This is a genomic window from Paraburkholderia caffeinitolerans, from assembly GCF_902859945.1.
In the GTDB taxonomy this organism is placed as follows: Bacteria; Pseudomonadota; Gammaproteobacteria; order Burkholderiales; family Burkholderiaceae; genus Paraburkholderia; species Paraburkholderia caffeinitolerans.
Genome location: NZ_CADIKL010000063.1, coordinates 1 through 26,689, shown reverse-complemented (window position 1 = coordinate 26,689; position 26,689 = coordinate 1). Strand labels below are relative to the sequence as shown.

21 protein-coding genes and 1 pseudogene are annotated in these 26,689 nt (G+C 66.0%); 7 read left to right on the top strand and 15 right to left on the bottom strand.

The window, feature by feature from the left end; translation table 11 throughout:
* Window positions 1–134: 134 nt before the first annotated feature.
* The 4 genes from HV773_RS34590 to HV773_RS34575 form a co-directional block, all read right to left on the bottom strand.
* A complete protein-coding gene (locus HV773_RS34590; protein ID WP_175198332.1) occupies window positions 135–317 on the bottom strand; it encodes a hypothetical protein in 183 nt (60 codons plus the stop codon).
* 216 nt (window positions 318–533) lie between these two features.
* Complete coding sequence (rpoD, locus tag HV773_RS34585; RefSeq protein ID WP_175198331.1) at window positions 534–2,510, bottom strand: RNA polymerase sigma factor RpoD; 1,977 nt, start codon at window positions 2,508–2,510, stop codon at window positions 534–536.
* A 480-nt stretch (window positions 2,511–2,990) separates the two neighbouring features.
* Window positions 2,991–3,275: a GFA family protein gene (locus HV773_RS34580; protein ID WP_246282615.1), complete on the bottom strand. Its 285-nt coding sequence runs from the start codon at window positions 3,273–3,275 to the stop codon at window positions 2,991–2,993.
* A 314-nt stretch (window positions 3,276–3,589) separates the two neighbouring features.
* Window positions 3,590–3,925 carry a helix-turn-helix domain-containing protein gene (locus HV773_RS34575; RefSeq protein ID WP_175198330.1) on the bottom strand — a complete coding sequence of 112 codons (336 nt, stop codon included), beginning with the start codon at window positions 3,923–3,925 and terminating at the stop codon, window positions 3,590–3,592.
* A 78-nt stretch (window positions 3,926–4,003) separates the two neighbouring features.
* On the opposite strand from HV773_RS34575, the pseudogene HV773_RS34570 reads away from it, so the two are divergent.
* From HV773_RS34570 to HV773_RS34560, 3 genes and pseudogenes are all read left to right on the top strand, one after another.
* Window positions 4,004–4,753, top strand: a pseudogene (locus HV773_RS34570) (hypothetical protein); the annotation flags it as partial.
* 310 nt (window positions 4,754–5,063) lie between these two features.
* Window positions 5,064–5,321, top strand: coding sequence for a hypothetical protein (locus HV773_RS34565; RefSeq protein ID WP_175198328.1), 258 nt, complete (start codon window positions 5,064–5,066; stop codon window positions 5,319–5,321).
* A gap of 48 nt (window positions 5,322–5,369) precedes the next feature.
* On the top strand, window positions 5,370–6,236 hold the full coding sequence (locus tag HV773_RS34560) for an SAM-dependent methyltransferase (protein WP_175198327.1): 867 nt from the start codon (window positions 5,370–5,372) through the stop codon (window positions 6,234–6,236).
* A gap of 29 nt (window positions 6,237–6,265) precedes the next feature.
* Here HV773_RS34560 and bcsR read toward each other — a convergent pair whose 3' ends face one another.
* The 9 genes from bcsR to bcsB are packed head-to-tail and all read right to left on the bottom strand — an operon-like array spanning window position 6,266 to window position 21,542.
* Entirely contained in the window at window positions 6,266–6,472 is a 207-nt protein-coding gene (gene bcsR, locus HV773_RS34555) for a BcsR/BcsP family cellulose biosynthesis protein (RefSeq protein ID WP_175198326.1), read from the bottom strand.
* On the bottom strand, window positions 6,473–8,062 hold the full coding sequence (gene bcsG, locus HV773_RS34550; RefSeq protein ID WP_175198325.1) for a cellulose biosynthesis protein BcsG: 1,590 nt from the start codon (window positions 8,060–8,062) through the stop codon (window positions 6,473–6,475).
* 42 nt (window positions 8,063–8,104) lie between these two features.
* Window positions 8,105–10,705 carry a UDP-forming cellulose synthase catalytic subunit gene (gene bcsA / locus HV773_RS34545; protein ID WP_175198335.1) on the bottom strand — a complete coding sequence of 867 codons (2,601 nt, stop codon included), beginning with the start codon at window positions 10,703–10,705 and terminating at the stop codon, window positions 8,105–8,107.
* On the bottom strand, window positions 10,705–11,511 hold the full coding sequence (bcsQ, locus tag HV773_RS34540; RefSeq protein ID WP_175198324.1) for a cellulose biosynthesis protein BcsQ: 807 nt from the start codon (window positions 11,509–11,511) through the stop codon (window positions 10,705–10,707). The genes bcsA and bcsQ overlap by 1 nt, the downstream gene beginning before the upstream one ends.
* Window positions 11,508–11,786 carry a hypothetical protein gene (locus HV773_RS34535; protein WP_175198315.1) on the bottom strand — a complete coding sequence of 93 codons (279 nt, stop codon included), beginning with the start codon at window positions 11,784–11,786 and terminating at the stop codon, window positions 11,508–11,510. The genes bcsQ and HV773_RS34535 overlap by 4 nt, the downstream gene beginning before the upstream one ends.
* Window positions 11,787–11,832: 46 nt before the next feature.
* Window positions 11,833–13,677, bottom strand: coding sequence for a cellulose biosynthesis protein BcsE (gene bcsE / locus HV773_RS34530; protein WP_175198323.1), 1,845 nt, complete (start codon window positions 13,675–13,677; stop codon window positions 11,833–11,835).
* A 49-nt stretch (window positions 13,678–13,726) separates the two neighbouring features.
* Window positions 13,727–17,752: a cellulose synthase subunit BcsC-related outer membrane protein gene (locus HV773_RS34525; protein ID WP_246282611.1), complete on the bottom strand. Its 4,026-nt coding sequence runs from the start codon at window positions 17,750–17,752 to the stop codon at window positions 13,727–13,729.
* Window positions 17,722–19,056, bottom strand: a complete 1,335-nt coding sequence (bcsZ, locus tag HV773_RS34520) for a cellulose synthase complex periplasmic endoglucanase BcsZ (RefSeq protein ID WP_175198322.1) — start codon at window positions 19,054–19,056, stop codon at window positions 17,722–17,724. The genes HV773_RS34525 and bcsZ overlap by 31 nt, the downstream gene beginning before the upstream one ends.
* Before the next feature lie 2 nt (window positions 19,057–19,058).
* Window positions 19,059–21,542: a cellulose biosynthesis cyclic di-GMP-binding regulatory protein BcsB gene (gene bcsB / locus HV773_RS34515; protein WP_175198321.1), complete on the bottom strand. Its 2,484-nt coding sequence runs from the start codon at window positions 21,540–21,542 to the stop codon at window positions 19,059–19,061.
* A gap of 272 nt (window positions 21,543–21,814) precedes the next feature.
* Here bcsB and HV773_RS34510 point away from each other — a divergent pair, with 272 nt between their 5' ends.
* The 3 genes from HV773_RS34510 to vapB all read left to right on the top strand — a co-directional run bounded on the left by HV773_RS34510 (window position 21,815) and on the right by vapB (window position 23,605).
* Complete coding sequence (locus HV773_RS34510) at window positions 21,815–22,882, top strand: lysozyme inhibitor LprI family protein (protein WP_175198320.1); 1,068 nt, start codon at window positions 21,815–21,817, stop codon at window positions 22,880–22,882.
* A 119-nt stretch (window positions 22,883–23,001) separates the two neighbouring features.
* Window positions 23,002–23,295, top strand: a complete 294-nt coding sequence (locus HV773_RS34505) for an antibiotic biosynthesis monooxygenase family protein (RefSeq protein ID WP_175198333.1) — start codon at window positions 23,002–23,004, stop codon at window positions 23,293–23,295.
* Window positions 23,296–23,338: 43 nt separating this feature from the next.
* Window positions 23,339–23,605, top strand: a complete 267-nt coding sequence (gene vapB, locus HV773_RS34500; RefSeq protein WP_175198319.1) for a type II toxin-antitoxin system VapB family antitoxin — start codon at window positions 23,339–23,341, stop codon at window positions 23,603–23,605.
* A gap of 47 nt (window positions 23,606–23,652) precedes the next feature.
* Here vapB and HV773_RS34495 read toward each other — a convergent pair whose 3' ends face one another.
* Window positions 23,653–24,711 carry a CmpA/NrtA family ABC transporter substrate-binding protein gene (locus HV773_RS34495; protein WP_246282609.1) on the bottom strand — a complete coding sequence of 353 codons (1,059 nt, stop codon included), beginning with the start codon at window positions 24,709–24,711 and terminating at the stop codon, window positions 23,653–23,655.
* 41 nt (window positions 24,712–24,752) lie between these two features.
* Window positions 24,753–25,337 carry an ANTAR domain-containing response regulator gene (locus tag HV773_RS34490; RefSeq protein ID WP_175198317.1) on the bottom strand — a complete coding sequence of 195 codons (585 nt, stop codon included), beginning with the start codon at window positions 25,335–25,337 and terminating at the stop codon, window positions 24,753–24,755.
* Window positions 25,338–25,858: 521 nt separating this feature from the next.
* Here HV773_RS34490 and HV773_RS34485 point away from each other — a divergent pair.
* Window positions 25,859–26,581, top strand: coding sequence for an NACHT domain-containing protein (locus HV773_RS34485; protein WP_175198316.1), 723 nt, complete (start codon window positions 25,859–25,861; stop codon window positions 26,579–26,581).
* Window positions 26,582–26,689: the final 108 nt, after the last annotated feature.

Here is a 26,689-nt window from a genome sequence, read left to right as displayed (position 1 = left end):
CCGATGATAGTGCGGATTGCCCGTGTGAAAGTAGGTAATCGTCAGGCTCCCTATGCAGTACGTCCAGAACCCCGGTGGCTCCGAAAGAGCACCGGGGTTCTGGCGTTTACGTGCGCGAAATTCGCGTAGCGCGGCTACAGGAGACGACTAAGCAGCACGTCGGCTGCCGCGTAGGTACAGCACACCACCAGCACACACGCGATGCACATACCGATGTCGAGATACAGGTTGATATGGCGCTCGACGTGCGTGGCGAGCAGGCTGTCGGGATCGACCGGAAACGTTTTCCCGGTTCGGGATGGGTCAGGACGGGGCATGGTTTTACGGCATTCGAGGTTAAACGCGACTGCTCCAACAAGTCACGAGACAGCAACCAGAATAGATGGCACGCATTCCATCGAATATCGAACGAGTTCGATAAGAACGAAATATCCCCGTCGATCACCCGAAACAAAAAGGCCCGCACTTTGCAGTGCGGGCCTTTTTTCAATCAAGTTTCCGGCATGGCCGGAGAACGTCGAGACTCCTTGCGCTTACCGCTCCAGGAACGGACGTAGCTTGTCTGCCCGGCTCGGGTGCATCAGCTTGCGCATCGCCTTGCTTTCGATCTGGCGGATACGCTCACGCGTGACGTCGAACTGCTTGCCCACTTCTTCGAGCGTGTGATCGGACGTGGTGTCGATGCCGTAGCGCATGCGCAGCACCTTCGCTTCGCGCGGTGAGAGCGCCTTGAGCGCCTCGTCGATCGCAGCGCGCATGTTCGCGTGGATCGCTGCATCGGCCGGCGAAGCCGAACCTGCGTCCTCGATCATGTCGCCGAGCGTGGCATCGCCGTCGTCGCCCACCGGGCTTTCGAGCGAGACCGGTTGCTTGGCGATCTTGAGGATGCCGCGAACCTTCTCTTCGGTCATGCCCATGCGCGCGGCGAGATCGGCCGGATGCGCTTCCATGCCCGTCTGCTGCAGAATTTCGCGCGAGATGCGGTTCAGCTTGTTGATCGTCTCGATCATGTGCACCGGCACGCGGATCGTGCGTGCCTGGTCGGCGAGCGCGCGCGTCACGGCCTGACGCACCCACCACGTGGCGTACGTCGAGAACTTCCAGCCGCGGCGGTATTCGAACTTGTCCACCGCCTTCATCAGGCCGATGTTGCCTTCCTGAATCAGATCGAGGAACTGCATGCCACGGTTCACATACTTCTTCGCGATCGAGATCACGAGACGCAGGTTGGCCTTGACCATCTCGCCCTTCGCCTGACGCATCTTGGCTTCGGCGGCGGTCATGCGGCGGTTGATGCCCTTGATCTGCTGGAGCGACAGCGACGCGGCTGCTTCGATCTCAGCGAGCTTGCGCTGCTCGGCCTGGATGGCCGGCAGGCTGCGCTCAATGGAGGGGCCGTACTTGCTCGATGCGGCGGCGGCACGCACGCCCCATTCGAGGTCGGTTTCGTGACCCGGGAACTGCTCGACAAAGGCCTCGCGCGGCATGCCGCAGCGGTCCACGACGATCGCCAGCACGTTGCGCTCGATCGCGCGGATCTGCGCGACCTGCTCGTGCAGCAGCGTGCATAGACGGTCGATGGTGCGGGCCGTGAAGCGGATCGGTGCGAGCTCGCCCTGGATGTCCGCGCAGATCTGCATTTCGGCGGCCGACGCGCGTGCGTTGGCATCCGATGTGCAAGCCATCTGTTCGAAGAGCGCGCGCACGCGCGCGAAGATCGCCAGGCTGTCGGCCTTCAACTGCTGAAGCAGGGCTTCGTTGGCCTTGGCGTTGTCGGCTTCTTCGTCGTCGCCGTCTTCGTCGTCCGAATCGTCTTCGTCCGATGCTTGGGCTTCGACCACTTCGTCCGCGTCGGCGTCGGCCGCTGCGGGTTCCTGCGCGACTTCGTCGCTGCCGATGCCGTCGACGAGTTCGTCGATGCGCATCTCTTCCGCGGCAACGCGATCCGCGTCGGCAAGAATCGTCGCGACGATCGACGGGCAAGCCGCGATCGCCTGGATCATTTCCTGAAGGCCGTCTTCGATGCGCTTGGCGACTTCGATTTCGCCGGCGCGCGTGAGCAGCTCGCTCGAACCCATTTCGCGCATGTACATGCGCACAGGATCGGTCGTGCGGCCGAATTCCGAGTCGACCGTCGAGAGCGCGACTTCGACTTCCTCGTCGGCTTCGTCGTCGGCTTGCGAGTCTGCGCGCGTGTCTTCGTTCAGCAGCAGCGTGTCGGCGTCGGGCGCCTGCTCGTAGACCTGCACGCCCATGTCGTTAAACGTGGCGACAATGGTTTCCAGCGCGGCCGTCTGCGCGAAGTTATCGGGCAGGTGGTCGTTGATGTCAGCGTGGGTCAGGTAGCCGCGTTCGCGGCCGAGCTTGATGAGCGCACGCATTTGATGCTGGCGCTTTTCGAGTTGCGAGCCGCCGTCCATCTGAATCGTATCGCCGGTCTTGTCCTTGGCTGCGCGGCGGGCGGGGCGGGCAGACGAGGGCTGCGCGTCTTCCCGGTCATGGCTTGTCAATACAATCTCCTCGAAAGGAATTGCCCAGCGTGGGCAAAAAGGGTCACGCGCCAGCGTCGTGGCGTCCTGGCGATGACGAAAAATTGCAGGGGAGTGGGCGGGGGCGCGTGCCGATCCCGCCGAGCGAGCGCCAAACGCACAATGGCGTGGCGGCCTGGATTTTCGTGCAATGCAGAAAGATCGCGTATGGTAGTGCGTTACGCCACGTGAGGCAACCGTAATCGTCGTGTTGACGCACCAGACAGGCTTGTCCGGGGTCGGAGCGAATTTGAAAGGTCGTCAAAATGGTGTTTTGGGTGCTTCGCGGCTTTCCACGCGGCCGGTTAGACAAGATTTCCGCACGATGGTTCGCGCGTTTTTAGCACTCGCGAAATGCTCTCGCTGTAATCGATCCCCATTATGTCGATTGCAGCGCACAACACTATCAAGAAGAACGTCTGGCCGAGCGTCTGCGTTGACTGCCACGTACTCGCCGGCGTGTTATGGCGGGAATTCGCCGTATTGCGGCAGCGTATCGGCGATCTCGTGCCACGGCGCCTTCGAGCCGACGAAGATATGCCCTTGCGGGCGAATGGAAGGCGTGTCGACGAGCGTGCCCATCGTCACATGGGCGAACGCCCCTTCGCGCACCACTGAATAGAGCAGCGAGCCGCAATGACAATTGAAGGCGTAGCCGAATGCATCGTCGACGCGATAGCGCACGGCACCGCACAGGCACTGGCCGCGCAATGTGGCGCGGGCGTTGTCAGCAGACATCGCATTCATGGGGACCTGGAAGCAAACGAAACGTTACCGATGCGCTGCGTCGCGCATTGCCGTCTTGTTATAGGCGAGTGTCGTGAAAAGTAGCGTCTCGCTGTGCGGTAGCCGGTGCATGGCGAAAGGTAACCGCGTATGGGATTTTTGCCCTGTTTCCAGGCTTGCCGTGCACCGGGACCACGCCGCAAAGGCCCTGGAAGCCCTTCCAAGCCCCTTTGGCACGCCTTTTAGGCTGGTAATGTTCACCAACCGGGCACCAATGCTCGTCGCCCTTTCCCAAATCCGGTTACCTGGTGCATCGCCATGCGCGGCGATGGTGACTAACCAGGCCGCTCCCTCAGTTCCTTTAATCCCTTGATCACGACAAGCAGCGCGCGGCCGTGCTCTTCCGAGCCGTCCCACACATCGACGATGGCGTTGCGCAGCAATTCGTTATAGACGCCCGCATGCCGCGCTGCTGGCTTCACGCCATAGAAACTGCATAGCTTATTGAATGACGAGCTTCGGCGTAGCCTGCGGCCGTTCGACAGCCGAAGCCGCGAGACCGTTGGCTGGCTGACGCCGGAAAGCCGCGCTATTTCGCTGGACGAGCGCACGTCGGCCGATAGCTGGCGCAGCAATTCCTGAACGGGAAAATCAGTGTCTGGGGCTTCCATGTCATGCATTATACCTATACAGTAACGTTTATTGAATTGCTCGCTAAATGGCGGGCGCGCTGCATTCCGAGGAAGTCGATGGCACTGAAACACCTACCCCCCACGTTTTGCTGGTCCAGGATCGGATCGGAGACGGGAGAAGATCTCCCCACGATCGTCCTTCGCAAGGAGTGGGAGCGGCGTTTGGGTGGCGGGCGGTTTCTGTGGGGCATCAATCAGTCACTCGGCAACAGCGCGCAGGTTGCCGCGCTGCGCACGGGCTCGCTGCTCGCGCTGTTCTCGCCGGCGGCAAGCCGCGCACGGGTTGCGGACGTCAAGCGCGAGGACGCGCTCGTCTGGAACGCATGGGTGGACGCGAGTGGCCAGCTGCGGCCGCTGCCGCCGCACGTGTTCGTCACGAGCCGCACGCGCTTTCCTTCGGGCAAGCCGCGCGATCATCACTACGCGCTCGTGTGCGCGTCGCCTACGGAGCTCAGCATCGGCAGCAGCCTGCGGGTGCAGCCCGAGCGTCTGCGCAGCGTGAGCACGTCGAAGGCGCCGTGCGCTTCGCAGGGCACGGTGGTGGTGGACCGCGTCGAGCGCGCGGCCCCACGGGCGGGCGCGGAATTCGGCGCTGGGGGTTATCCGGTCGCGTTCGGCGTGGAGCTCGAGGCGCCGTATTTCGTGCGTCTTGCACAACCCACGCGCGTGAAGGCGCGCGATATGGCGGCGCTTCACGAAGCGGTGCGCAATGGCGACTTCGAGACCTGGCTGGAACTCACGAAGCGTCTGCGCAGCGCGGTGCCGGCGCAGCATGCGCGCGGTGTGACGAGCGATCTCTTCGATTTGCTGGCAAAGGCGCGTGATTTGGGCGCAGTGCGTTCGATTTCCTGCGACACAGATTTCGACGCTTGCGCGGAAATATCGCGCGGCCGCCGCAGCGAGACGTTGGCGCTGCTCGCAAGCGGCGTGACGCACGATCTTTTCGCGCGGGACCTCTTCGATATCGCGCCCGCGCAGTGCACGACGCCGGTGAGGCGAGGCGGTGGCCCCCGCATCAGGGGCGCCACTTTCGGGGCTACGGCCAAAGAGACGTCCTGCGGGGCACAAGGCGATTTGCTGCGCGGCGCCGACTGGACGCAATTGACGATGGAATTGTATGGCGATCCACACCCGTTCAAGCGAGGCGGAAGCCGCCCGACGTTTTCTTGAGGCCACCCGCAACGTCGATCAGGCCTTTCGCGCCGTGCGCGCCGTGCATGACGAAGCGGACGACTTGGCTCCGGCGCTCGCCTGCGGCGAGGCCCAGTCTCGTCTCGACCTCGCGCTCGACGAACTGGCGCGCGCGCAGGCGCTGTTCGATTCAGTCGCGCGCGTGCAAGGGCGGCGGCGCGCGCAGGGTGGGATGCATGCCTGAGCGATCGCGCCACCCGCATCCAGCGTCCCGGGCGGGCGGAATGCCACGATGACGCAAGAAGCCGCGCAAACCGGCGTAGGTCCCATGGCGCTGGTGGCGATCGAGCAGCGGCTCGCGCCACATCGGCGCATCGTCGACGATGAACTTGCCGCCGCGCTGTTGCCCACGCCCGCGCGCTTGCTCATCGCGTTGATGGGTTCGCGCACGGCGGCGCGCATGGCCGCAATGGCCGAGCGCAAGTATCCGGGTCTGTGGGGCGGCATGCTGTGCCGCAAGCGCTATATCGACGAAAAGCTGCTCGAAGCGCTTCCCCAGATGGAAGCGTTCGTGAATCTGGGAGCGGGCTTCGACACGCGCGCCTACCGGCTGCTGCGCGATAGCGGTGTGCATGCGTGGGAACTGGATCAGCCCGTCAATATCGCGGCCAAACGCAAGCGTCTCGCGAAGCGTTTTGGCGCGATGCCGTCATTCGCGACGCTCGTGGCGGTCGACTTCGAGCATCTCGCGCTCGACGCCGTGCTGGCCGCGCAAGGCTATACGCGCAACCGGCGCACCTTCTTCGTGTGGGAAGGTGTCACGCAATATCTCGATGAAGCCACTGTGCTGGCCACGCTTGAAATGCTCGCGCGGGCCGCGCCCGGCAGCCGCCTGGCGTTCACCTTTGTGCGCAGGGATTTTCTCGACGCAAACGTGCCGCGCGGGCAAGAGGCGCTTTATCGTCGCTTTGTCTCGCCTAGGGCAATCTGGCGCTTCGGACTCGATCCCGAAGCGGTGCGCGCGCTTCTCGCGCCTTATGGCTGGCGTGTGATCGAGCAGCCCGAGCCCGACGAACTCGCGCGCCGCTACATCGCGCCTACCAGTCGCCCGCTCACCTGCATGCCGATCGAGCACACGGTCTACGCCGAGCGCGTCTAGCCGCCCCGGCGCGCGGAAACGCTGCCGCGCTATTCCCGTGGCTCCGCCTTGAGTTCGAGCAGTTGCGCGACGAGCGGCCAGCGGCCGGCCGCTTCTTGCCAGGCGTCCTCGGCCTGCACGTCGAAATAGCGTTCGGCGTCCACGCCCTCGACGAGCCGCGCGAGTGCGTCGATATCGCCAGGCAGCGCCGCATTGCCGCGTGCGCGCCGCCCGTTCAGCCAGCCTCGCAGCGCCATTTATTTGCCTCCCTCTACCCACACGCCGTCCGGCGTATGGATCACGTAGCCCGTGGGCGTGGTCATCATCACGGTGCCCTCGTTTTCGCCCACCATGCGCGTTTGCGGCAGGTTCGTCGCGTACTGCGCAAGCGGTTGGGCGCCGGGCAGGAACGGGCTGCTCGCGACGAGGTTCGAGAGCAGCTGCGCGAGCGCGAGGAAGCTCGTAGGCGTGTCGATCGTGACCGGGCCGCCCGCGTGCTCCGTGCCCTCGGGCAGGCCCACCACTTTCACGCCCACCGGCACGTGCACGATGTTTGGCGTGGGGATCTCGCGCATGCCCGCGATCTGGTTGTCTTCGCCGCGCAGCGCCGCGCCGTGCTCGGGCACGAACACGATCACGGCCTTGCGGCCCGATTGCGCAACGAGATCGATCAACTTGTCGACGTCGCCGAGCAGCGATTTCAGGCGGATCGGATAGGACTGCAGGCTGGTGAGTTTCGCGTCGGCGCCGGGCATGCGGTTGCCGTCGTGCATCGTCACCGTGTTGTAGTACAGCGCGACCGGACCGTCGCCCGCGGCGATGCGCTGCTTGTACCAGCGCGCGAGCACGTCGTAGTCGCCCGTGAGCGGCGAGCCGTCGAATTCCTTCATGGCCACGGGCAGGCCGTCGTTCGGGGCGATCGTCACGCCCGGCACGCCGATTTCCTTGATCACGGTGCCGCGAAAATCGTCGAATCGGCCGTTGTGGTTGAGCAGCGCGTTCGGCTTGTAGCCGGCCTGCGCGAGCTGCGCGAACAGGTGGCACTCGGGCGGCGCCGGGTCGTAGAGCGCCTTGTGCGCCTCTTGCCCGCAGGTTGCGCGCAGCACGCGGATGGCCGCCGGGCCGCTATAGCTCGCACCGGAGCTGAAGTTCGTGAAGACATAGTCGAAGCGCGAAAAGAGCGGGTTGGTGCGCATCTTCGCGACGTCCATGTCGTCCCACGAGAGCGAGCAGATATGCACGACGATGATGTCGAACTGCGCGTTCGCATCGGTCGTGAGCGGCGTGAAGTTCACATGGCGGCCTTCTTCGTTGGAGCGGAATGCCGCGAGCTGCTGGTCGTAGCTGCCGACCTGGTCGTTGCGCGGCTCGTCGCTGTTTGCGTTGTCGCCGTCGTTGCCGTTCTGGGCGAGCGCACTGGTGGCGTTTGCGATTAGCGTGCCCGCGCCCTGCCACAGCGGCACTGCAACGAGCGCGATCAGCACGAAGGTCGTCACGCGGATCCAGCGGTTGATGACGAAGTAAAGCAACAGCGCGAGCGCAGCGCTGATGGCCATCGAGAGCGAGACGACGCGCCCGATCAGTTCCAGCATGTACTCCGGCGTGAAGGTGAGCAGCACAGGGAGCTGCGAGATCGCGCGGCCGATGGGTGGCATGTCCGACTCGTGATAGACGAGCGCGATACCCGCGATCACCGTGAGCACGTTGCGCGTGATGCGCAGCCAGCGCCTTTTCACCGGCAGCAGCAGCGCAATGGCGAACAGGATGTTCAGCAGCCAGTCCGCTGTGAGCTTGCCGAGCGAGTAGAGGTACAGCTTGGCGATGAAGTAGAGATTCCAGAGGCCCATGTTCGGTCGCGTTCCCGCGTAAATTCCGTGTCGTTGTGGCTGTTATGGCTGGCGAGCCGGCTTGTTCCGCTCGGGCCGGCTTCGCGTGAAGAAGCTTTCTAGCGCATCGAAAAACGCATCGGCGAGCCGCAGATAGCCCTGCCAGCTCAGCGTGATGAGCTCGACGAGCCCGTTGAGCGGCGCGTCCTCGCGCGGCACATCTTCCCATTCGAGCCAGGCGTCGGCGCGGCCGAAGGTGCACTCGACGAGCCGGCGCTCGCGCTCCACTGTCAGGTTCTCGAAGCGCACGCCCAGGTGCCCGCCGGCCAGACGCGCGACCACGGCAGGGAAATCATGCTCGAGCGTGCCGCGCGAAAGGCACACGCTCACGCGCTCGCCGGCCGCGAGTTTTTCCGCATGGGCTTCGGCGGGCAGTACGAGGCCGAGGCCGCCCATCGAATAGTTCTCGGTCTTGCAAGCGAGCGTGCGGCCGTCGGGCAGCGTGAGCATGGCGGGCACGCGCAGCGGGATGCGGTGCGCGACGCGCACCTGGCGCGCTTCCTTCGCCACGCCCACCGCGAGGCCGAGCACCGTGAGGTTCACGAAGGCCCAGAACAGGTTCATGAACACGGTGGCGGGCTCGTCGCTTTGCCAGATCGTGAGCCGCCCGATACCGGCCAGCACGGCGAGCACGTTGATGCCAAGCAGCACGAGATACGGCGTGGAAATGGTCCAGTCGAGGTAATCGCGCTCGATGTGGCCGCCCTTGGCGGTCACATTGAACTTGCCGAGCTTCGGGTTGAAGAGCGCCATCGTGGTGGGCAGCGCGATGTACCAGGCGAGCACGCTCTCGTAGGCTTCGGCCCAGAACGAATGGCGGTAGTGGCCCTGGATGCGCGAGTTGGCGATGGCGGAGATCAGCAGATACGGCAGCACGTAGGCGAGGATGACCGGCGCGGGCGTGTTGATCACGTGCAGCCCGAAGAACAGGAACGAGCACGGCATCACGAGGAAGATCAGGCGCGGGATGCCGTAGAAGAAGTGCAGCATCGCGTTGCTGTAGCACAGGCGCTGGAAGAACGAGAGCCCCTTGCCGAACCACGGGTTGTCGAGGCGGAAGATCTGCGTCATGCCGCGCGCCCAGCGGATGCGCTGGCCGATATGGCCCGCGAGGCTCTCGGTCGCGAGGCCCGCGGCCTGCACGGTGCGCAGGTACGCCGAGGTGTAGCCCGAGCGGTGCAGGCGCAGCGAGGTGTGCGCGTCCTCGGTCACGGTCTCCACAGCGATCCCGCCGATCGACTCGAGAGGTTTGCGCTTGATGACCGCGCACGAGCCGCAGAAGAAGGTGGCGTCCCAGAAGTCGTTGCCGTCCTGGATCAGGCCGTAGAACAGGCTCCCTTCGTTGGGCACGCGATGGAACGTGTCGAAGTTGCGCTCGAACGGATCGGGCGAGAAGAAGTGGTGCGGCGTTTGCACCATCGCGCATTTGGGATCTGCGAGGAAGGTGCCCACGGTGGTTTGCAGGAAGGAGCGCGTGGGGATGTGATCGCAGTCGAAGATCGCGATCAGATCGCCCTGGGTGAGCGGCAGCGCGTGATTGATGTTGCCAGCCTTCGCGTGCGTGTGTTCCTCGCGGCGGATATAGCCGATGCCCACCTGCGCGGCGAAATCGCGGAATTCGTCGCGGTCGCCGTCGTCGAGCAGATAGACGCGCAGCTTCTCGCGCGGCCAGTCGATCGTGCTTGCCGCGAACACCGTCGGGCGCACGACCGAAAGCGGCTCGTTGTAGGTCGGAATATAGATGTCGACGGTCGGCCAGTCGGCGGGATCGTCGGGCAGCTTGCTCGGCTTGCGGCGCAGCGGCCAGGCCGTCTGCACGTAGCCGAACACCAGTACGACCCACGTGTAGAGTTCGGCCGCGAACAGCACGTAGCCCACGAAGGCTTCGGCGGGGCTCGACAGATGCAGCGTTTGGGTGCTGCGCCACCAGACGTAGCGGCCCGTCATGAGAATCGAGAGCATCACCATCAGCATGGTGGCGAGATGCCCCGGAATGCGGCGCGCGACCATGACCATGAGCCACACGAGAAAGAACAGCAGCACCTGGCTGCCGAGCGGCAGCGGCGTCGTGCAGATCGCGACCGCCGCCGCGAACGCGAGCCACAGCAGGCACTGGCGCAGGAACGGCACGCGGTCGAACGCGGCGGAGACTTGTTCGAGGCGCGCGCGGATGCCGTCCCAGTCGATCGCGGGCAGCCGCGATTCGACTGCGGCGCGGCCCTTTGCGGCGCGCCGGTAGAGGGGCTCGAGGCGCTTGTCGAGCCACACGCGCAGCGCGATGCGCTGCGGATGCGTCTGCTTGTGCAGCTTGCGCAGGTCGGCGGCGAGGCGCTGGCGCGCGCGGCGCGGGCGCAGGAACAGACGCAGGAGCCACGCGCGCTTGCTGCGGTCCTGGCCCATGTCGAGTTGCCCGACGATCTCGCGGCCCAGCGCCGCGAACGCGAGCGCGGGCCAGTCGCGCTTGCCGGGGCGCGGCGGCCGGAAGAACAGGCGCAGCAGCCATTGGCCGAACGCGGCGTCGGCGGCGACGCTCAGCTCGCGCGCGCCGAGCCGGCGCAGGCCTGCCCAGAACGCAGTCCATCGCCCGATCGCCTGGGCGCGCATCATTGGCCGGCTCCGGTTTGCGGCCCGGCGGGCGTGTTGGTCGACCAGTGCGAGATCCACGAGGCGATGCCGTTGAGGTCGTGCGAGGCCTGCGAGGCGGGCGCGCTCTTGCAGAAGTTCGCGCCGCTGGCGAGCGCGGCGGGCACGCCGGTATCCGCGTGCACGAGATACGGCAGCATGGCGGGCCCAAGGCGCGCGCGCAGCATTGCGACGAGATCGGTGTGCAGCGGCCGCGCGGGCACGACCGTATTCGCTACGAACACGGCACGCTTGCCCGCGCGTTCGAGCGCCGAGACGAAACGCGGCAGCGTTGCGCACGTCACGGCGTCCGGCGTGAGCACGCCGAGCACGAGATCGGCGGCATCGATCGCCTGGCGTGCGTGCGGGCTGGGCCAGGGCGCGGTGTCGATGAGCGCGATGGCGTGCGCCGGCAAGTCCACGCGCGCGAGCTGATCGCGCAGCCAGTAGCGGTGGGTGGCGAGATGGGCGGCGCCATCGCCGCTATCGTTGTCGTCGGCTTGCCGTGCGCTGCCCCAGGGGAGCACGAGCACGCCGTCGTCGCTTTGCAGTGCTGCGTGAGCCCAGCCATCGCTGGCGGGGCTCGCGGCGCCATGGTTCGGCAGATCGGTGACGAGGCCTTCGCGTGCGCTTTCGCGCAAGCCGAAATGCAGCGCCAGCACATTGCGGGGATCGCATTCGACCGCGAGCGCCGCGTGCTTGCGCGCAACAAGGAGGCTCGCGAGCGCGGCGGCGAGCGTCGTGCGGCCCGCGCCGCCCGTGGCGGAGACGATCGCGATGGTCCTCATGAGCGAGGCTCCTGCGCAAGATCGGCCGCCGTGGCGGAAGTCGCGTGGGGCGTGGGGGTCGTGGGCACGGTCGACGGCCGGTGCGTCACGACATCGGTGCGGCGCTTGCCGCGAATCACGAGCGCGCCCAGCTGTGGCGGCAATTCGAGCGGCCGCACGTTCGCGGGCTTGGCCCAGTTGGGCAGGAAGCGCCCGAGGCGCAGCCGCCACGCGAGCCACCAGAACGGCGCGGCGAGGATCAGCCCCCAGACGAAATAGCCGAGGAAGGTGTTCATGTCAGTTTGCCCCGGGGCAGCGAACGTAGTGAGCGTGGGAGCTGTTTCATAACGTTTTCTTTAGCGGCAGCGATACCGGGCGCGGCTCGGCGCGCGGCGCTTCGTTGCCGCGCGATTGCCATTCGATGGGCGCGAGCGCGGCGGCCGCGGATGCGGGAAGCGCCGGCAGCAGGCCAGTGGTTTGAAGCGTTTCCGGCGCGCTCGCGGTTTCTTTACCCGCCGATGCTTGCGGCGCGCCCGGTGAGGCCGAAATCGGTGCATTCAGCGCGAGCCAGCCCGAATAATCGGGCGGCGTTTGCGCTTCGATCTCTTCGGTCAGCGTATCGAGCAGCGCCGTGATCGAGTGGGGATCGCCGCAGCGCTGCTCGCCCTGAAAGAGCTCGGCGAGCGCTCGCTTGAACACGCGCTGCAGCACCGCGTCGGCGTCGCCGATGCGGCAGGCGAAGAAGAACACGTAAAGGCTGTCGCCCGCCGCGCTCACGATGTCGCCCGCGCGGCGCTGCACGCAGGCCTTGAGCGCGTCCACGTGGGCCACTTCGGGCATCAACGCGAGGCGGATCAGCACGCTCGGCAACTGGATCACGCGGCTGCGCTCCACGGCGGCGCTCACGAGCTCGACGAAGCGCGCCGCGCTCACGTAGCCGGTCTCTTCGCCGTGCATCACGCCCGCGAGCGCCTGGCGGTAGTCGGCGGGCACGGGCCGCGAGTACACCTGGCCCTGCAGGCTGTCGACGATCGCCTCCACCTGCGAGAGCGTCGTGTGGCGCGCCACGACGCGGTTCGCGCCAAGATTGAGCATGAGCGATTCGTAGCGCATCGCCACGGCTTCCTCGCGCACGATGATCTTGAGCGCGTTGCCGCATTGCAGCCGCAGCGTATGGACCTGCTCAGCGAGCAATTCCAGCTGGCGGTTAGCGCCGAAGTCGAGGATCACCGTGGCGGCGACGGCGGTGCGCGCGGCCAGGAGCACGGCCTCGTTGTCGTCGACCACCTGCCAGCCGGGCGGCACCACGCGCTCGTTGAGCACGGCGTCGCGCGAGACGATTACGCGGCCCTCGTCGGGTGCGAGCAGGCCCACTTCGCCGATCGAGCGCTCGAAGGTGCCGCCCGGGTTCGTGACCATGAGCCGATGATCGATGGCTGCAAAGCGCAGCGGCAGCGACTGGCTGCCGAGCACTGCAACGCCTGAACGCCAGAACGCCACTTCCCAATGGAACTGGCCCTGCGTTTGCAGCAGCTGCGCAGCGCCCGCGAAGCGCGCCTGGAATGCCGCGAGTCCGGTTTGCTCCTCGCCGGCGTCCGGCGGCTCGGCCACGAGCAGCACGCCGTGGCGGTGCTGCGTGCACCAGTTCGCTAGCTGCGCGCCCTGGCGCGCAAGCGTGGCGGCGTCGTGCCAGGCAAAGAAGGCTTCGGCGCCTTCGATATAGAACTGGCTCGCGGGCGCCGCGCACTGGTTGGCGAGCGCGTCGAGCGCCTCGATCAGCACCTGCGCGCCATCGCGCTCCGGGAGCGGGGTGAGCGAGCAGACATTGGCTCGATGATGTGTCGCGCCGGAACGGTCGATGTCGATGCCGTGATCGCGCAGCGTAGCCGCGATGCTCGCGCCGTCGCGCGTGGAGAGCACGGTCGCGGGACCTTCGAGCGCGGCGGCGGCGGTTTGCCAGAAGAGCGCGTCGCGCGCCGGCGACGCGCTGGCATAGATGACATGGACCTGGCCTGGGCCGAGCGCGGCGAGCGCGGGCGGCAGCCCCTCGATGGCAAGCGGCGAGCGCTGCGAGAGCCGCGTGAGCAGCGACGCATGCGGCTCACGGCCGGCGCGCTCGGCAGCGGTCGGCGTGGAAGGTGCGGGCGGCGCCGGTTCGGATCCAGGCGCGCGTGCGGGCTCGTTCATCGTGGTGTCTCGGGCAGCGCGGTGGGCGTCGAAAGCTTCATACAGTTTCTCAATAATCCGAGTATGGCCTCACCGGCGTCGGCGGGTAAGGCACCGGGCCATGCTGCGGCGAGAAGAAGTAGCGCAGATACATCATGGCCACGTTCGGCGCGTAGTCGTGCGAGCGGTCGATCCGGAAGCGGCCGCCCGCCACGAAATGCGGCGTGATGCGGTATTCGAGCGCCGCTTCGATGGCATAGCTGAAGCCGCCGCCCGAGCCGCCGCCGAAGTACGGGTTGCCGGCCAGCGCCTGCAGGTCCGGGCGCGTGGGGAAGAACGGGGAGCGGTCCTCGTTCGTGAACGATACGCCGACGCTGCCGTCGATCTCCCACGAAAGCTTCTGGTAGCGGCCTTTCCAGTCGAGCGGGATGCCGACCGAGAAGTAGCTCTGCGGGCTGTAATAGCCGCCGTTGCCGAACGTGTAGAAGTGCTCGTTCTTCGAGTATTGCCAGTAATTGAGCGTAAGGCCGCTCGACACGTCCTGGTCGGGGCGCTTCCAGACCGACCAGTCATAGCCGCTGCGGACCTTGAACTCCTGGTTGGTCGGCACATTGGAGCCGGTCAGGAGGCCGAAGCCCACGCTCGTAAACAGCGTGCCAGGGCCGAAGTCGTGCGCGCCGCGCACCGTGGCGCTGTTGCGCACCACGCCGCCCCAGGTCTCGCCGGTGACCGGGTCGCGCCCGCCCGCATAAGACACGAGGCTGCTGGTCATGGCGCGGCGCGAGACATCGAAGGACAGCGACGCGCGCGAAAAGTCGTAGCGGTACTGGAAGCCGCCCAGCACGCTCGTAATCGGGAAGCCGAGCGGAGTGGAGCCGATATCGGCGCGCCAACTGGTGTTCGCGCGGCTGTACTCGTAGCCGGCCGCGAGCGCAACGCCTGTGGCGGTCTCGTTGATCGCCGGAATATGGGTGTTGCCGAGCGCCGGGGCCTTGCCGTAGTCATAGATGCCTTCGCTTCCCGCGGGCAGCGTCCCGGCGTTCAGATAAACCGTGTCGGCGTGGAAGAAATAATGGCCCGTGTAGCCGTTCGGAATCCGCACGTAGAGCGGAATTTCCGTGGCGTGCAGCTCCGAGATGCCGGGGTCGCCCGAGAGGTTCGACTGATACCACTCGGTCGCGACCTGCCCCTGGCGGCGATCGTCGAGACCCTGGAGCGCGCGGCTCGCGGAGGTCAGGCCGTCGGTGCCGGGTTGCGCGCCCTCGGCCTGCTCCTGCGCGCGCGAGGTCCGGTAGAGACTTGCCGCCTCGTCGTAATCGCCGCGCGACTGCGCCACGCGTCCGGCCTGGATGGTGATGTCGGAGCGGTCGGGGTAGCGCGCGCGCAACGCGTCGACCACGTCCTGCGCTTCCCGGTCGTGCCCCTGCGCCGTGAAGCGGCGCGCGATCGCCAGGCGCGTGTCCACGTCGTCGGCGGGCGTGTCGACCAGCACGTCGCGCACCATCTCGGCGGCCTCGCGATCGCGGCCCATGCGCTCGAGCATACGCGCCACCGTCAGGCGTGCATCGGCGTCGCCGGGCTGCCGCGCGAGCACCTGTTGCGCGGACGCCATCGCGCCCTTGTAGTCGCCCTTCGCCTCGAGCAGGTCGGCCTGCTCCAGCAGCCAGCGGCGGTTCGACTTGAGCCGGTCGGGCACCGCATCGAGCGTGCGCCGCGCGCTCGCGAGATCGCCGCTTTCGATCTGGCGGTCGGTCGCGCGCACGGCGAGGCGCAGCTCCTGGTCGTCGAGGTTCGCGCGGTCTTTGTCGGTGAGGCCCGGGCGCTCGCGCGTGGCGTCGATCCACTTGGCCCAGTCGTCGTCGCGATTGGCGGCGGCGAGCAATTCGCCGTAGCGCACGCGCACACCGTTGGCCGACGGGTCGTCTGGATGCGCCGCGAGCCAGTCCTGTACGAGCGCGAGCCCCTTGTCCGTTTCGCCGATGGCGATCCATTCGCGCCCCACCGAGGCCAGCATTTGCGGGTCGTTGGCCGCTGTGGCGTCGGCGGCGGCCGCATCGAGCGCGGCGCGTGCCTCGTCGTCCTTGCCTTGCGCGATCAGCTGGCGGGCTTCGGCGAGCTTCTTCTGCGCCGCGAGGTTGCCCATCAGCTCGCGCATGCCGGCGCTGCGCTCGGCGGCCGGTATGGCGTCGAGCTGGGCGGCGGCGCCGTCTATGTCGTCCACCGAATTCAGATAGAGCGCCGTGGCGTAGCGCATGTCAGGCGACGGCGAGATATTCAGCCCATCGTCCATCACGTCGCGGCCGAGCTTCGGCAGCCCGAGATCGCGATAGAGGCGCGCGAGTGTGAAGCGGGTCCACGCGTCGTTGGGCGTGAGGCGCACGGCATCTTCGAGCTTGGCGATGGCCGGGCTCTTGCGGTTCTCGGCCAGCAACTGGTCGGCCTGGAGCGAGAGCAGATCGGCGTGCAGGCGCTTGAGCTCCGCCGTGGAGCCCGTGAGGCGCGGCGCCGTCGCGGTGATGAGCGGGCCAATCTCGCTGTCCCGATGGGTCGCGCGCAGCACCGTAACGAGGCTGCGCAGCGCGTCGATGTCGGGCGTGGTGTTGGGCGCTTTCGCCTCGACGAGCGGACGCAGCACGCTTTCGGCTTCGCTCCACTTCTGCTGGGCGATGAGCGAATCGGCGAGGATGCGCGAAGCGTCGGCATTGCCTGGATCGAGCTTGAGCGCCTCGCGGGCGAGCGTCTCGGCTTCTGCGGGCTTGCCTTGAGTGTTGGCCGTGCGAGCCTTTGAAATGTTGCCCCAGATCGTGGCGGTTTTTTCGAGGCCACGCCACTTGCCGGCGTTGTCGGGATCGAGCCTCGACGCTCGCGCAAACAAGGCGCGAGCTTCGTCGTGGCGGCCTTCGCGCAGGCGCACGAGACCGAGCGCGCCGAGCGTTGCGCCGTCGTTCGGGTTCGCGCGCTGGGCGGTTTGCAGCGAGGCTTCGGCCTCGTCGAGATCGCCGCGCTGAAGCTGCGCGAGGCCACGGTCGCGCGCGGCCGCGCCGGGGCCGGCCGGGCGCGTGCGTGCCGTGTGGACGGCGCCGCCCGAGCCATTGCCCGAGGCGACGCTTGCTGGCGGCGCGTAGCTCTTGCCGCTGGCCGCCGCCGCATTGGCCTGCGCCACGCCCTTCGGCCCGAGCTTCTGCCCGAGCTCGGCGACGGTTTGCTTGGCGTCCGTGTCGTCGGGCACTTCCTGGAGATAGCGCAGATACCAGATGTAGTAGGCCGGATCGTCGCGGCCCGCGCTGTTGAGCGCACTGCGCCAGTAGGCGAGCGCGTTCGCGCGGTTGCTGTCCTGGCGCCGATACACGCCGTAGATCAGGTTCAGACCTTCGATGCGCGTGCTGGCGCGATCGGTGAGCAGGTCGCCCAGGGTCAGCGCCGCGACCGTGTCGTTCGGGTTCTGCTTCACGCGCTCGCGCAGTTCGTTGATGGCCTGCACGCGGCCATCGGCGGTGCCGGCGATGATGCGGTAGTAGTCGCGCGAGAGATCGCCTTTGGGTGCGCCGTACGGGAACAGCTTCCTCATGCGCGCCGCGGCTTCCTCGCTCTTGCCCGCGCTCGAAAGCAGGCGGATCTGCGCGAGTTCGTTCCGGTCAGTGGTGGCGAGGCGGTAGGCGTCGGCGAGATCCTGAGTCGCGCTCGCGTTCGGTGCGATTTTCCTTAGCTGAGCCAGGATTTTTGCCGCTTCCGCCGTGTGGTTCGAGCGCAGCTCGATCTGGCCCATCAGCGCGAGCGCGTCGGGTTGCCGAGGATCGAACAGCAGGGCCTTCTGCACGAGGCCGCTTGCGACGTCAGGGCGGTTCTTCGACATCCACATGCGCGCCGCGGACAGCAGTTGCGCAGCCTGCGCCGAGGGCGCGGCCGCATTCGCGGCGGGCTGCGGGCCATTCTGCGTGCCCGCCGGACCCGGCGCGTTCTGCGCGCGCGCGAAGCACGGCAACGCCGCGATCAGGAGCGCGAGCAGCGGGGTGAGGCGTAGGGCGAAGCGCGGCGACAAGCGTGAGGCGAGGCCCGCGTACCCGTTCAGCGCGGCGCTGGGCATCGGGTCGTCCATGCGGGCGCGACGCGGCCTTGTGCGTCGAAGCGATAGAGGCCTTGCATATAGCCGAGGCCGAACAGCATCAGCACGCTGCTGTAGTAGCCGGGCGGTGACTTCTGCGCGAGCGTGCGGCTGCGCGCGACCTGCGCGTCGGCAAGGTCGGCGCGGCCTGTCGCTGAAAGATAGGGCGCGAGTGCGGCGGAGAACCCGCCGTTGCCTTCGTTCGGACCCGCCTCGCCGCTTTGCGTGTTCACGCGCTCGGGCGGAAAGCCGTGCGCCGCCACGAACGCTGAGAGCGGCGCGAAAGTGGCGAGCGTGGCGCTGCGCAAGGGATCGTCGTGGGCGAGCATGCCCGCCCACAGATAGACGCGGATCGCGTTATAGGCGCTTTCGGCGTGCGTTTTCTCGTCGGGGGCGAAAGCGCCCTTGCCGCCGCTCTGAGCTCGATAAATCACCCAGTCCGGCGAATAGCCGTGCGGCGCCGTGTCGTTCACGAGCTTCGTCGAACTGGCGAGCATCGACTTCCATTCGGACGCTTCCGGCGCTTGTTGCAGCGCGAGCGCGAAGCGCCGCATGAGTTGCAGCGGCACATAGCTGGGGTTGAGCCGCCATGTGCTCTTGTCGAGCTTGAAGCCCATCGGCCCGGGCAGCACCGTGCGGCCGAGCCCTGGCAGATCGGCGCTCTCCTGGCGCAAGACGTTGCGTGCTATCAGCATGCCGAGCGCGGTGTAGCGGCGCACGTTCCAGAGGCGTCCCGCTTCGAGCAGCGTGTAGGCGATCCACAGGTCGGCGTCGCTGGCGGAGTGCGTGTCGATCACGCCCCAAGCGGGCTTTTGCGCCGCCGCGCTTGCGGAAGCACCCGATGCACCCGATGCGGGCAGTGCCGCGCCATCCTCGCCGATGTCGGTGCGCCCCCAGATCCACCCGGGCAGATGCGAGGCGAGATCGCCCTGGGCGAGATTGTTCTCGGTCCACGTGAGGATCTTGTCAAAGCTCTGGCGGTCGTTCGCGACGAGCGCGAAGAACAGCGCGTAGGACTGCCCCTCGGATACGGTGACCTGGCGCGGCGTGCTCGCGTCGATGACGCGGCCATCGGCGCTCAGCAGATCGTGCTTGAACGCGTCCCAGTCGGGCCATGCGCAGGCGCTCGCGCCTGGCGCGCCGCTTGCGCCCGCCTTTGCGGGCGGGCTCGCGGCATGAGCCGCATGCGCGTGCAGGAGCGGCGCGAGTGCGCAGGCGCTGACCGCGAGCCAGCGCGCGAGGCGGGGCGCGACCTTGGGCGCGAGGTGTGGCGCGGGGTGGGACAACGAGGCGCGCATGATCAGTCTCCGGTGCGCCGCGCGGCCATGCGGCCCAGCGCCCAGAACACCGTGAACGCGACGATGAGACCCGCGAGAATGCCCGCGAGCGCCATCAGCGACGGATAGCGCGAGATATGCACCCACAGCCGCGCGTACCACGGCAGGTCGCCGACGAAATAGCGCTCGCCCACGCGCAGGCCTTCCACCTCGCCGTGCCGCACCACGCTCAGGTCGCCGTGCATCCGCGCGACCTTGCTGCTGTCCTGCATGGCGTCGAGCACGTCGCCGAACTGCGCCGAAGACGTGCTCGCGAGCGCCACGACGCTGCGCCCAGAAGCCAGCGGCGACTCGAAGCCGATCAGCGCGGCCAGCGGCCCGCCGAGCGAGACGATCGAGCGGCCCTTGGGCGTGGTGTCCTCGTCGTCCGCGGTGCCGCCGAGCCAGTCCGGCCAGCCGCCCTTCTGGTCGCGCGTCGCCACTTCGGTCTTGCCGCGCTCGATGAGCAGCGGCAGGTCCTTGCCCCACTTCGCGAGCAGGTTCGCGGCCGAGCCCGAGCCAATCACGAGCAGGTCGTCGCCGCTCACGCTGTCGATCTGGCTGGCGGGCACGAGCTTCACGCGCAGCGCGGGCAGGCCGGTCCACTGGCCCATGTGGCCGAGCATCGTGAGCACGGCTTCCTGATCCTTTGCGTCGGGCGCGTCGGGAATCACGACGGCGGTTTCCGAAAGGTCCGCCATGCGCGTGAACGGATAGCCGCTGTTGGCAAAGAAAGCGAGGTTCGGCAGCGCCGTGTAGTGCGCGAAGCCGCTGAAGTCGACCACCGAGTCGGGGTCGATGGCGGCGCGCGCGATGTCGGCGGCCGTGGAGGCGCACAGGCCGGTCTTCTGCGAATCGATATGAAACTGGAACTGGAACTGGTTGTTCGAGCCTACGCGGAACGCCGGAATCTCGATGCTGCTGGTTGCGCGCACGTCCGTGCCCGAGAGCACCGGCACGGCGATGCGCGTTTCGTCGGCGGCGCGCGTGACCGGCTTCAGGCGCTGCGAGCGCACGAGCTGGTCGTTGATGCTGACGTTGAGGATCGAGTCGTTCCAGCTCGACGGCGCGGTGTAGCGATAGCGGATGTCGATCGGCACATTGCTGTGCGCCCACGCATAGAGGTCGGCGGGCACGCGCATGTTCACGCGGATCGCGGGCGGGTTGTAGCCCGAAACCTGCAACTGCTGCGGATCGTTCACGAGTTCGCGCAGCAGCACAGGGCGGTCGGTGGGCACCCAGTTGGGCGCATCGTAGGGCTTGCGCTCGGGACCGAGATCCACGGACTGCACCACCACGCTGTTGCTCGCCATGCCGGCCTGGCCGAGCACGAGCGCATAGGCGGCCTTCTCCAGTTCCTCGGGCGTGCGGCCCGCGAGCACGAGCAGCTTGCGGCCCGAGCCTTGCGCGGCGGCGGGGTTGGTCATCACCGTGATTGTCGGGCCCTTGATCTCGGGCAGCGCGATGCCTTCGGGCATCTGGCCCGGCAGCGCGAACGCGATCGCGCTGGCGTCGGCGGGCGCCGTGCGCGCGACCGGGAAGCGCGCGCCGCGAAAGCTCGCGAGCGCGCCGAGCCACGACGACACTACGCCGGCTGCGCGCAGCGTGGGCAGCCCCGCGTTGGCGGCGAGCACGAACGGCACGCGCACGAGGCCGTAGTCGTGCTTGTCGAAGAACGGCACCGGCAGCAGCGCGAGACTATTGGGCAGATCGACGGCGGCCGTGTCGAGCGTGAGCGTGCTTTCGGGCGCGATGTCGGTCCACAGCGTCGAGTGATACGGGTCTTCGCAGTGATCGAGCGTGTAATGCGCAATCATCTGCACGCTGATGCGGTTGAAATCGGTAAAGAGACGCGGGTCGAGCGTGATCTCGCTCGTCACGAGCTGGCCCGCCGTTTCCTTCACGAGCGGAATGGTGGCCACGACTTCGCCGTTCACGAACACTTTCAGATGCGAAAGCGGATAGATGAGCGAGGGCGAGTACGTGTAGATGAGCCGCAGCTTCGCAGCGGTGACGACCTCGTCGGTGCGCACGTCGGCGTTGAGGTAGCCCGTGGGGTCGAGCCCACGCAATTCCATCGCGCCGTACGCGCCCATCTGGCGCAGCGTGAAGACGTGCGTGCGCGGCTGGCCCATAGGAGCGGGCAGCGCATTGGCGCCGGGGAGCATGGCGATGGTGCCGGGCGCCGTCTGGATCACGGCCGGACCGGTGCCGGCCGCGGTAGTGGTGAGCGTGCCGGGCACGCCGCCCAGTGAAGCGTCGGCTGTTGCGCCCGACGCCGACGAGGCTGCCGAAGCCACCGGGGCTGCCGGCACGGCAGGGGCAAGGGCGGCCACCGAGGCCGGCGCCGCGCCGGATGCTGCCTTGACGGCTGCTTTGTCCGCGGGCTTGTCGGCTGCAAGCAGGCTGGACGCCACCAGCAGCCCTGCCGTCAACGCGCTGAGGCGGACAGGTACGGAAACTCGCATCGCAAACGGCCCCTTGTCTTGTTCGCGACGGCGACCTCCGTTATGCATAGTCAGCCGTCTATTGATTTTGGCGGTCCCGCATTGCCCGCCGTCATCCGGGTCTTGCGCTGACGCATCTTGAAATTCGTCGGAGTTTATCTGACTCTCATCAAGTGCGGCAGATGGTTGTCCGCCGTTTGCTGACGTCTAATTGTTAAGGATTGTTATATCGCGGATGCAAAGCGGAGGGACAGTCACTTGCAACGATCCAGAACACCTCATCCAGACAAAACATGACGACTCGACTTTCCGCACATACCGTACTTCGCACGCTGGCCATGAGCGCGGCGTTCCTCGCATCCGGCATCGCGGCGGCGGCCAGCTTCGATTGTGGCAAGGCCGCTTCGGCCACCGAAAAGCGCATCTGCGCATCGCCGCGCTTGAGCAGCATGGATACGCAACTCACCGCGCTCTATCAAAAGCGCGCCACGGGAGCGGACGCCGCCGCATGGCGCGACGATCAGCGCGCGTGGCTGCGCGAGCGCAATCAGTGCAGCGATGCGGCGTGCCTCGCACGCGTGTATGGCGAGCGCCTCGTGGTGCTCGAGAACGGTGCGGGTCCGTTCGACTGGCAGGGCAAATGGTGGCGCGTCGATGCAAGCGGCCAATATGGCTCCGCGCTCACCATCAGCAAGGTTTCGCCGCGCAGTATGCAATTCGCATTCGACGCCTTCGCGGGCGCCAACTCGGGCGCGCTCGAAGGCAATGCGGCGTTCGGCGCGGACCAGGCGGCGCATTACACGGGCAACGCCAGCGATGCCACGCAGAACTGCGCGCTGACTTTCACGCGCAAGCTCAACCGCATCGAGGTCGCGCAGAAGGGTGATTGGGGCGATTGCGGCGCGGGTGCGGGCGTGCTCTTCGAAGGCACCTACGTAGCGGCCGCGCAGGATCCGAATGCGAAGGCCGATTTGCTCAAGCTTGGTGTCGTGAAGACGGCCGAACAGGACGATGCCATTCGCAAGCTGCTAGGCAGCGACTACGACGCGCTGGTGGCGACCGCCGGTTCCGTCGGCGAAGGCAGCGTCGCCGCCGGCATGCCGGGTGTGACGGTGGTGAGCGCCTTCGTGCGCGGCATCGCGTGCGATACGAAATCGACGGTCATGTACGACGCCAGCGGCCACTACTGGGTCGCGTTATGGTCGCCGCAGCCGCAATCGGGCAAGGGCGGGACGAGCATCACCGAGCTCAGGTACTACACCAACGTAGCCGCCGACAAGAAAAAACTGCCCGGGCCGATCGCCGCGCAACGCAACCAGGTATGCCCTTCGGAGCAAGAGGTTGTGCGCATGATGCCGTGAAGCTGTTTTAGATTGGCGGGCGGCGCGATCGAACGCGCCGGCATGGTAACGTTAGGCCCGCGCCGCAACTGCGCGCGCATTCATGAATGACGCAAAAGACGAAGAGAAAGGAGCAGAACGTGGTCTACGAAATGGCGCATATCTCCGTGCAGGCCGGCAAGAACGCCGAATTCGAAGCAGCCGTGGCGCAGGCCTTGCCGCTATTCCATCGCGCGCGCGGCTGCAGCGCCGTGGAGCTGCAACGCAGCGTGGAAGAGCCGAACCAGTACGTGCTCGTTGTGCAATGGGACACTCTTGAAGACCATATGGTCCACTTCCGCGAATCCGCGGACTTCCAGGCGTGGCGCGGCCTCGTGGGACCGTACTTCGAAAAGCCGCCGGTCGTGGGGCATACGCAGGTGGTGGTGAAGTAAGCGGTACGCCTGCGGATAACTCACCTCTATCGATCGACCCGGCATGCACATAACCAAGGTGTTCAAGAACGGTAATTCGCAGGCAGTTTGCATCCCTGCGGACCTTGCCTATGAGCGCAACGATATCGAGGTCGAGATCGAGCGCGTGGGCGACGAAATTCGCATTCGCCCCGCGCGCCAGTCATTAGATGGCGTGCCCAAGAAGTTCACGAAGTTCGGGCCGGATTTCATGGCCGAAGGACGTGGCACGCAAGAACAAGCTGATCGCCGCGCATTCAGTCGCGCTCGACGTTTCGCACCTTACGAATAACGAGTGCGACTTTGTGCACTATCCGGGGGTGAAAGTGGAGAACTGGCTTAAGGACTAGGCGGTGTGCTTGACTCCGCGCGCACGGCAACCCCCATCGCCAGCGCCGCCTCGCTATACAACGCGGTTTGATTCACCGCTCGCGCAATCTCTCGATAATCGTCGCGCCGCGTCATCATCCCCCAGCGTTCGAACTGCGTCATGAACCAGATTCCTTCGGACTCCAACGGATTGTTCACCGCGCCGTCCTCAAAGAACTTCATGCGCAATGGATCGGAGGCGCTCATGCCTTCGAGCTGCCCCGCGATCAACGCCGGGTCCACACCGAGCATGTCCGGCCGCGCCAGCCATTGCGCGATTTCCTGGCGATGCCCCGCGCTGTCGAGCCATCGGCATGCTTCCAGCATCGTCTGCACCAGCGCGTGCGCCGTATTCGGAAAGCGCGCGACGAAATCGCGCCGGCATGCCAGCACTTTCTCGGGATGATCGGGCCAGATTTCGCCGCTGCGGATGACCGTGCGCCCCACGCCGCGTTGCTGCGCGAGCGCGGGCCACGGTTCGCCTGCGCAAAAACCGTCGAGCCGCTCTTCGGTGAGCGCGGCCACCATCTGGGGCGGCGGAATCACCACGCTTTCGATATCGCGCAGCGGATGCACACCCTGCGCGGCGAGCCAGTAATTGAGCCACATCGCGTGCGTGCCGGTCGGAAAGGTCTGCGCGAACACGGGCTTGCGCGCCAGCGTCGCGAGCGCGCGCGGCAGCGTGCCGTGTTCGGCGAGCGCGTCGGCGAGACGGTTCGACAGCGTGATCGCCTGGCCATTGCGGTTGAGCACCATCAGCACGGCCATGTCTTGCCGGGGGCCGCCGATGCCGAGCTGCACCCCGTACGCGAGACCGTAAAGCGTATGCGCGGCGTCGAGCTCGCCCGTCAGCAGCTTGTCGCGCAGCGCGGCCCATGAAGGCTGGCGCGAAAGCGCCAGCGTGAGACCGTGCGCGTGGCCGAACTCGAGCAGCTTCGCGGCGACGAGCGGAGCGGCGTCGGCGAGCGGCACGAAGCCTATCTTCAGATGCGTCTTTTCCGGCGCGGCGTGCTGGATGGTGGTGTTCATGATGAGCGCTTCGTGCATCCTTTATTGGTGGGTCGACGCGTTCATTTGCGCCGCTCCTGTGGCCCGCATGCCGCGACGATCTGCCGGGCCACCTCGGCCAGCTTCAGGCTCTGGTCCATGGCGCGCTTGCGCAGCATTGCGTAGGCGGCGGGCTCGGATATCTTCTGCTGCTCCATCACGATGCGCTTCGCGCGGTCGATCAGCTTGCGCTCGGCCAGTTCGTTCTCGGCGTGGGTGAGCCGCTCGCGCAGTTGCGTCTCCTGGGCAAAGCGCGCGAGCGCGACTTCGAGAATCGGTGCGATGCGCTCGCCCGCGAGCCCTTCGACGAGATACGCAGTCACGCCCGCGTGCACGGCCGAGCGAATTAGCTGCTGGTTCGCGTCGTTGCTGAACATCAGCACGGGACGCGGCGCGGTGGCGTTCATCACCGCGAGCTGTTCGAGCGTGTCGCGCGAAGGCGATTCGGTGTCGATGATGATCACGTCGGGCCGCTCGCGCTCGACGGCGCGATGCAGCGCTTGCGGCGTCGCGGGCTCGGCGAGCATCTCGTAGCCGAGCCGCGCGAGCGCCTGGCGCAGATCGCCGATGGGCTTGTCGGTGTCGGTTACGAGCAGGACGCGCAGCATGGTGTTTCGGTGGTCGGCGGCATGTGAGGGCTTTTCGGAGCGTGGTGCGCCGAAGCAGGACGTTCGATATTCCAGCAAGGTCCGTGCCAGTTGTTGCGGCGCACGAGAATGGGGCTGGCGATTGGCAGCGTGTGGGCAGTAGGAGCAGGGAAGGCAGTGTGTTGCACCGCAGCAGTGCGTTGTGAGGATCAGCGCACTCGGTTGGCGCAGTGTGTCGATGCGAACAATGTGGAGCCATGGCCTTTGCGCGCAAAATTCGCAACTAACAGTCTAACCCGTCATGCAACTTCAAACAGTCAGCGTAGTGGGGGAAAGAAGCCTTCACTTATGAAGCTCTTTTGGAGCAGGCAACGCGACGGCAAAAACGGTCCTTGCGGATTTCCGGGGAAGGGCTCGGTTCGACCTGTTTTGGACGCTCGATCCGGCTGCGTGAACGTCCGCAGTCCAGCCACAATTCTGACTGTCGCCGTCGCCGCTTCCATAATCCCGACCTATAATCAGAGGGAGCCTGACAGACGGGCTTGAAACATAATTTTGATAACTCTAAGAATATGTCAACTACACAATCAGACCGAGATTTTGAAGATGAGGTCCGCCGAATTGCAAGAGCGAAATGGTCGGCGGCTCAGTATTCAGGGGCGCAGATGTTAGAAGGCCGTGAAAGGGATGGCATTTTCGAAACAGAGGAATCCATCAACTTTATCGAAGCTACCGTATCGGCAGGGACCGGGAAAGCGAAGGAAGATACGCGGAAGCTTTTTAAAGCTATTTCCGAACACAATCGTACTGGAGCACTGAAAATTGCAATTGGTTGGTTCGTGACAAAAAACGAACCGACAGCAGACCAGCGGAAAGAAGTCCAAGAATTGGGCAAGGGACAGGTCCGTGCGGTATCGTTCTCTCAGTTTCAGCAAAGTCTCATTGATGTGCGCGCCTATTTGTCGGCGCGGGGCAATCATTCATTTGGAAGCGTTCAAGATTTCGCAACGAAGTCTAAGATACCCGTGGCCCCCTTTGTGGAAATCGGTCTTAGCCATGCTGCGAGCGACAGCTACTGCATGGTCGACGACATTGTGATGAGAGTCCTTTTGGGCGAGCATTTCGCAATCGTAGGGCAGTACGGTGCAGGAAAAAGCATGACGTTGCGCGAGATCTACATGCGACTTCAAGACATGTATATCAAAGGAAGGACCGCAAAATTTCCTGTTTACATCAATTTGCGCGAGCATTCTGGGCAAAGCTGACCTGCTCCCCGCGATTAGTACGCTGACGGTGTAGAGTCCGTTCCGACAAGGAGCGGTCATGAAGAAGCGATTCACCGAAGAACAGATTATTGGCGTGCTGAAGGAAGG

What these genes read in the sequence shown, in the direction of transcription:
- HV773_RS34575 (WP_175198330.1), bottom strand. Translation starts at nt 3,925, where the DNA reads ATGGAAGCCCCAGACACTGATTTTCCCGTTCAGGAATTGCTGCGCCAG.
- bcsR (WP_175198326.1), bottom strand. Translation starts at nt 6,472, where the DNA reads ATGGCGCTGCGAGGCTGGCTGAACGGGCGGCGCGCACGCGGCAATGCG.
- HV773_RS34565 (WP_175198328.1), top strand. Translation starts at nt 5,064, where the DNA reads ATGGCGATCCACACCCGTTCAAGCGAGGCGGAAGCCGCCCGACGTTTT.
- HV773_RS34510 (WP_175198320.1), top strand. Translation starts at nt 21,815, where the DNA reads ATGACGACTCGACTTTCCGCACATACCGTACTTCGCACGCTGGCCATG.
- HV773_RS34560 (WP_175198327.1), top strand. Translation starts at nt 5,370, where the DNA reads ATGACGCAAGAAGCCGCGCAAACCGGCGTAGGTCCCATGGCGCTGGTG.
- HV773_RS34590 (WP_175198332.1), bottom strand. Translation starts at nt 317, where the DNA reads ATGCCCCGTCCTGACCCATCCCGAACCGGGAAAACGTTTCCGGTCGAT.
- HV773_RS34535 (WP_175198315.1), bottom strand. Translation starts at nt 11,786, where the DNA reads ATGAACACCTTCCTCGGCTATTTCGTCTGGGGGCTGATCCTCGCCGCG.
- HV773_RS34525 (WP_246282611.1), bottom strand. Translation starts at nt 17,752, where the DNA reads ATGGACGACCCGATGCCCAGCGCCGCGCTGAACGGGTACGCGGGCCTC.
- bcsZ (WP_175198322.1), bottom strand. Translation starts at nt 19,056, where the DNA reads ATGCGCGCCTCGTTGTCCCACCCCGCGCCACACCTCGCGCCCAAGGTC.
- bcsA (WP_175198335.1), bottom strand. Translation starts at nt 10,705, where the DNA reads ATGCGCGCCCAGGCGATCGGGCGATGGACTGCGTTCTGGGCAGGCCTG.
- vapB (WP_175198319.1), top strand. Translation starts at nt 23,339, where the DNA reads ATGCACATAACCAAGGTGTTCAAGAACGGTAATTCGCAGGCAGTTTGC.
- bcsB (WP_175198321.1), bottom strand. Translation starts at nt 21,542, where the DNA reads ATGCGAGTTTCCGTACCTGTCCGCCTCAGCGCGTTGACGGCAGGGCTG.
- bcsG (WP_175198325.1), bottom strand. Translation starts at nt 8,062, where the DNA reads ATGGGCCTCTGGAATCTCTACTTCATCGCCAAGCTGTACCTCTACTCG.
- bcsQ (WP_175198324.1), bottom strand. Translation starts at nt 11,511, where the DNA reads ATGAGGACCATCGCGATCGTCTCCGCCACGGGCGGCGCGGGCCGCACG.
- HV773_RS34495 (WP_246282609.1), bottom strand. Translation starts at nt 24,711, where the DNA reads ATGAACACCACCATCCAGCACGCCGCGCCGGAAAAGACGCATCTGAAG.
- HV773_RS34490 (WP_175198317.1), bottom strand. Translation starts at nt 25,337, where the DNA reads ATGCTGCGCGTCCTGCTCGTAACCGACACCGACAAGCCCATCGGCGAT.
- bcsE (WP_175198323.1), bottom strand. Translation starts at nt 13,677, where the DNA reads ATGAACGAGCCCGCACGCGCGCCTGGATCCGAACCGGCGCCGCCCGCA.
- HV773_RS34580 (WP_246282615.1), bottom strand. Translation starts at nt 3,275, where the DNA reads ATGAATGCGATGTCTGCTGACAACGCCCGCGCCACATTGCGCGGCCAG.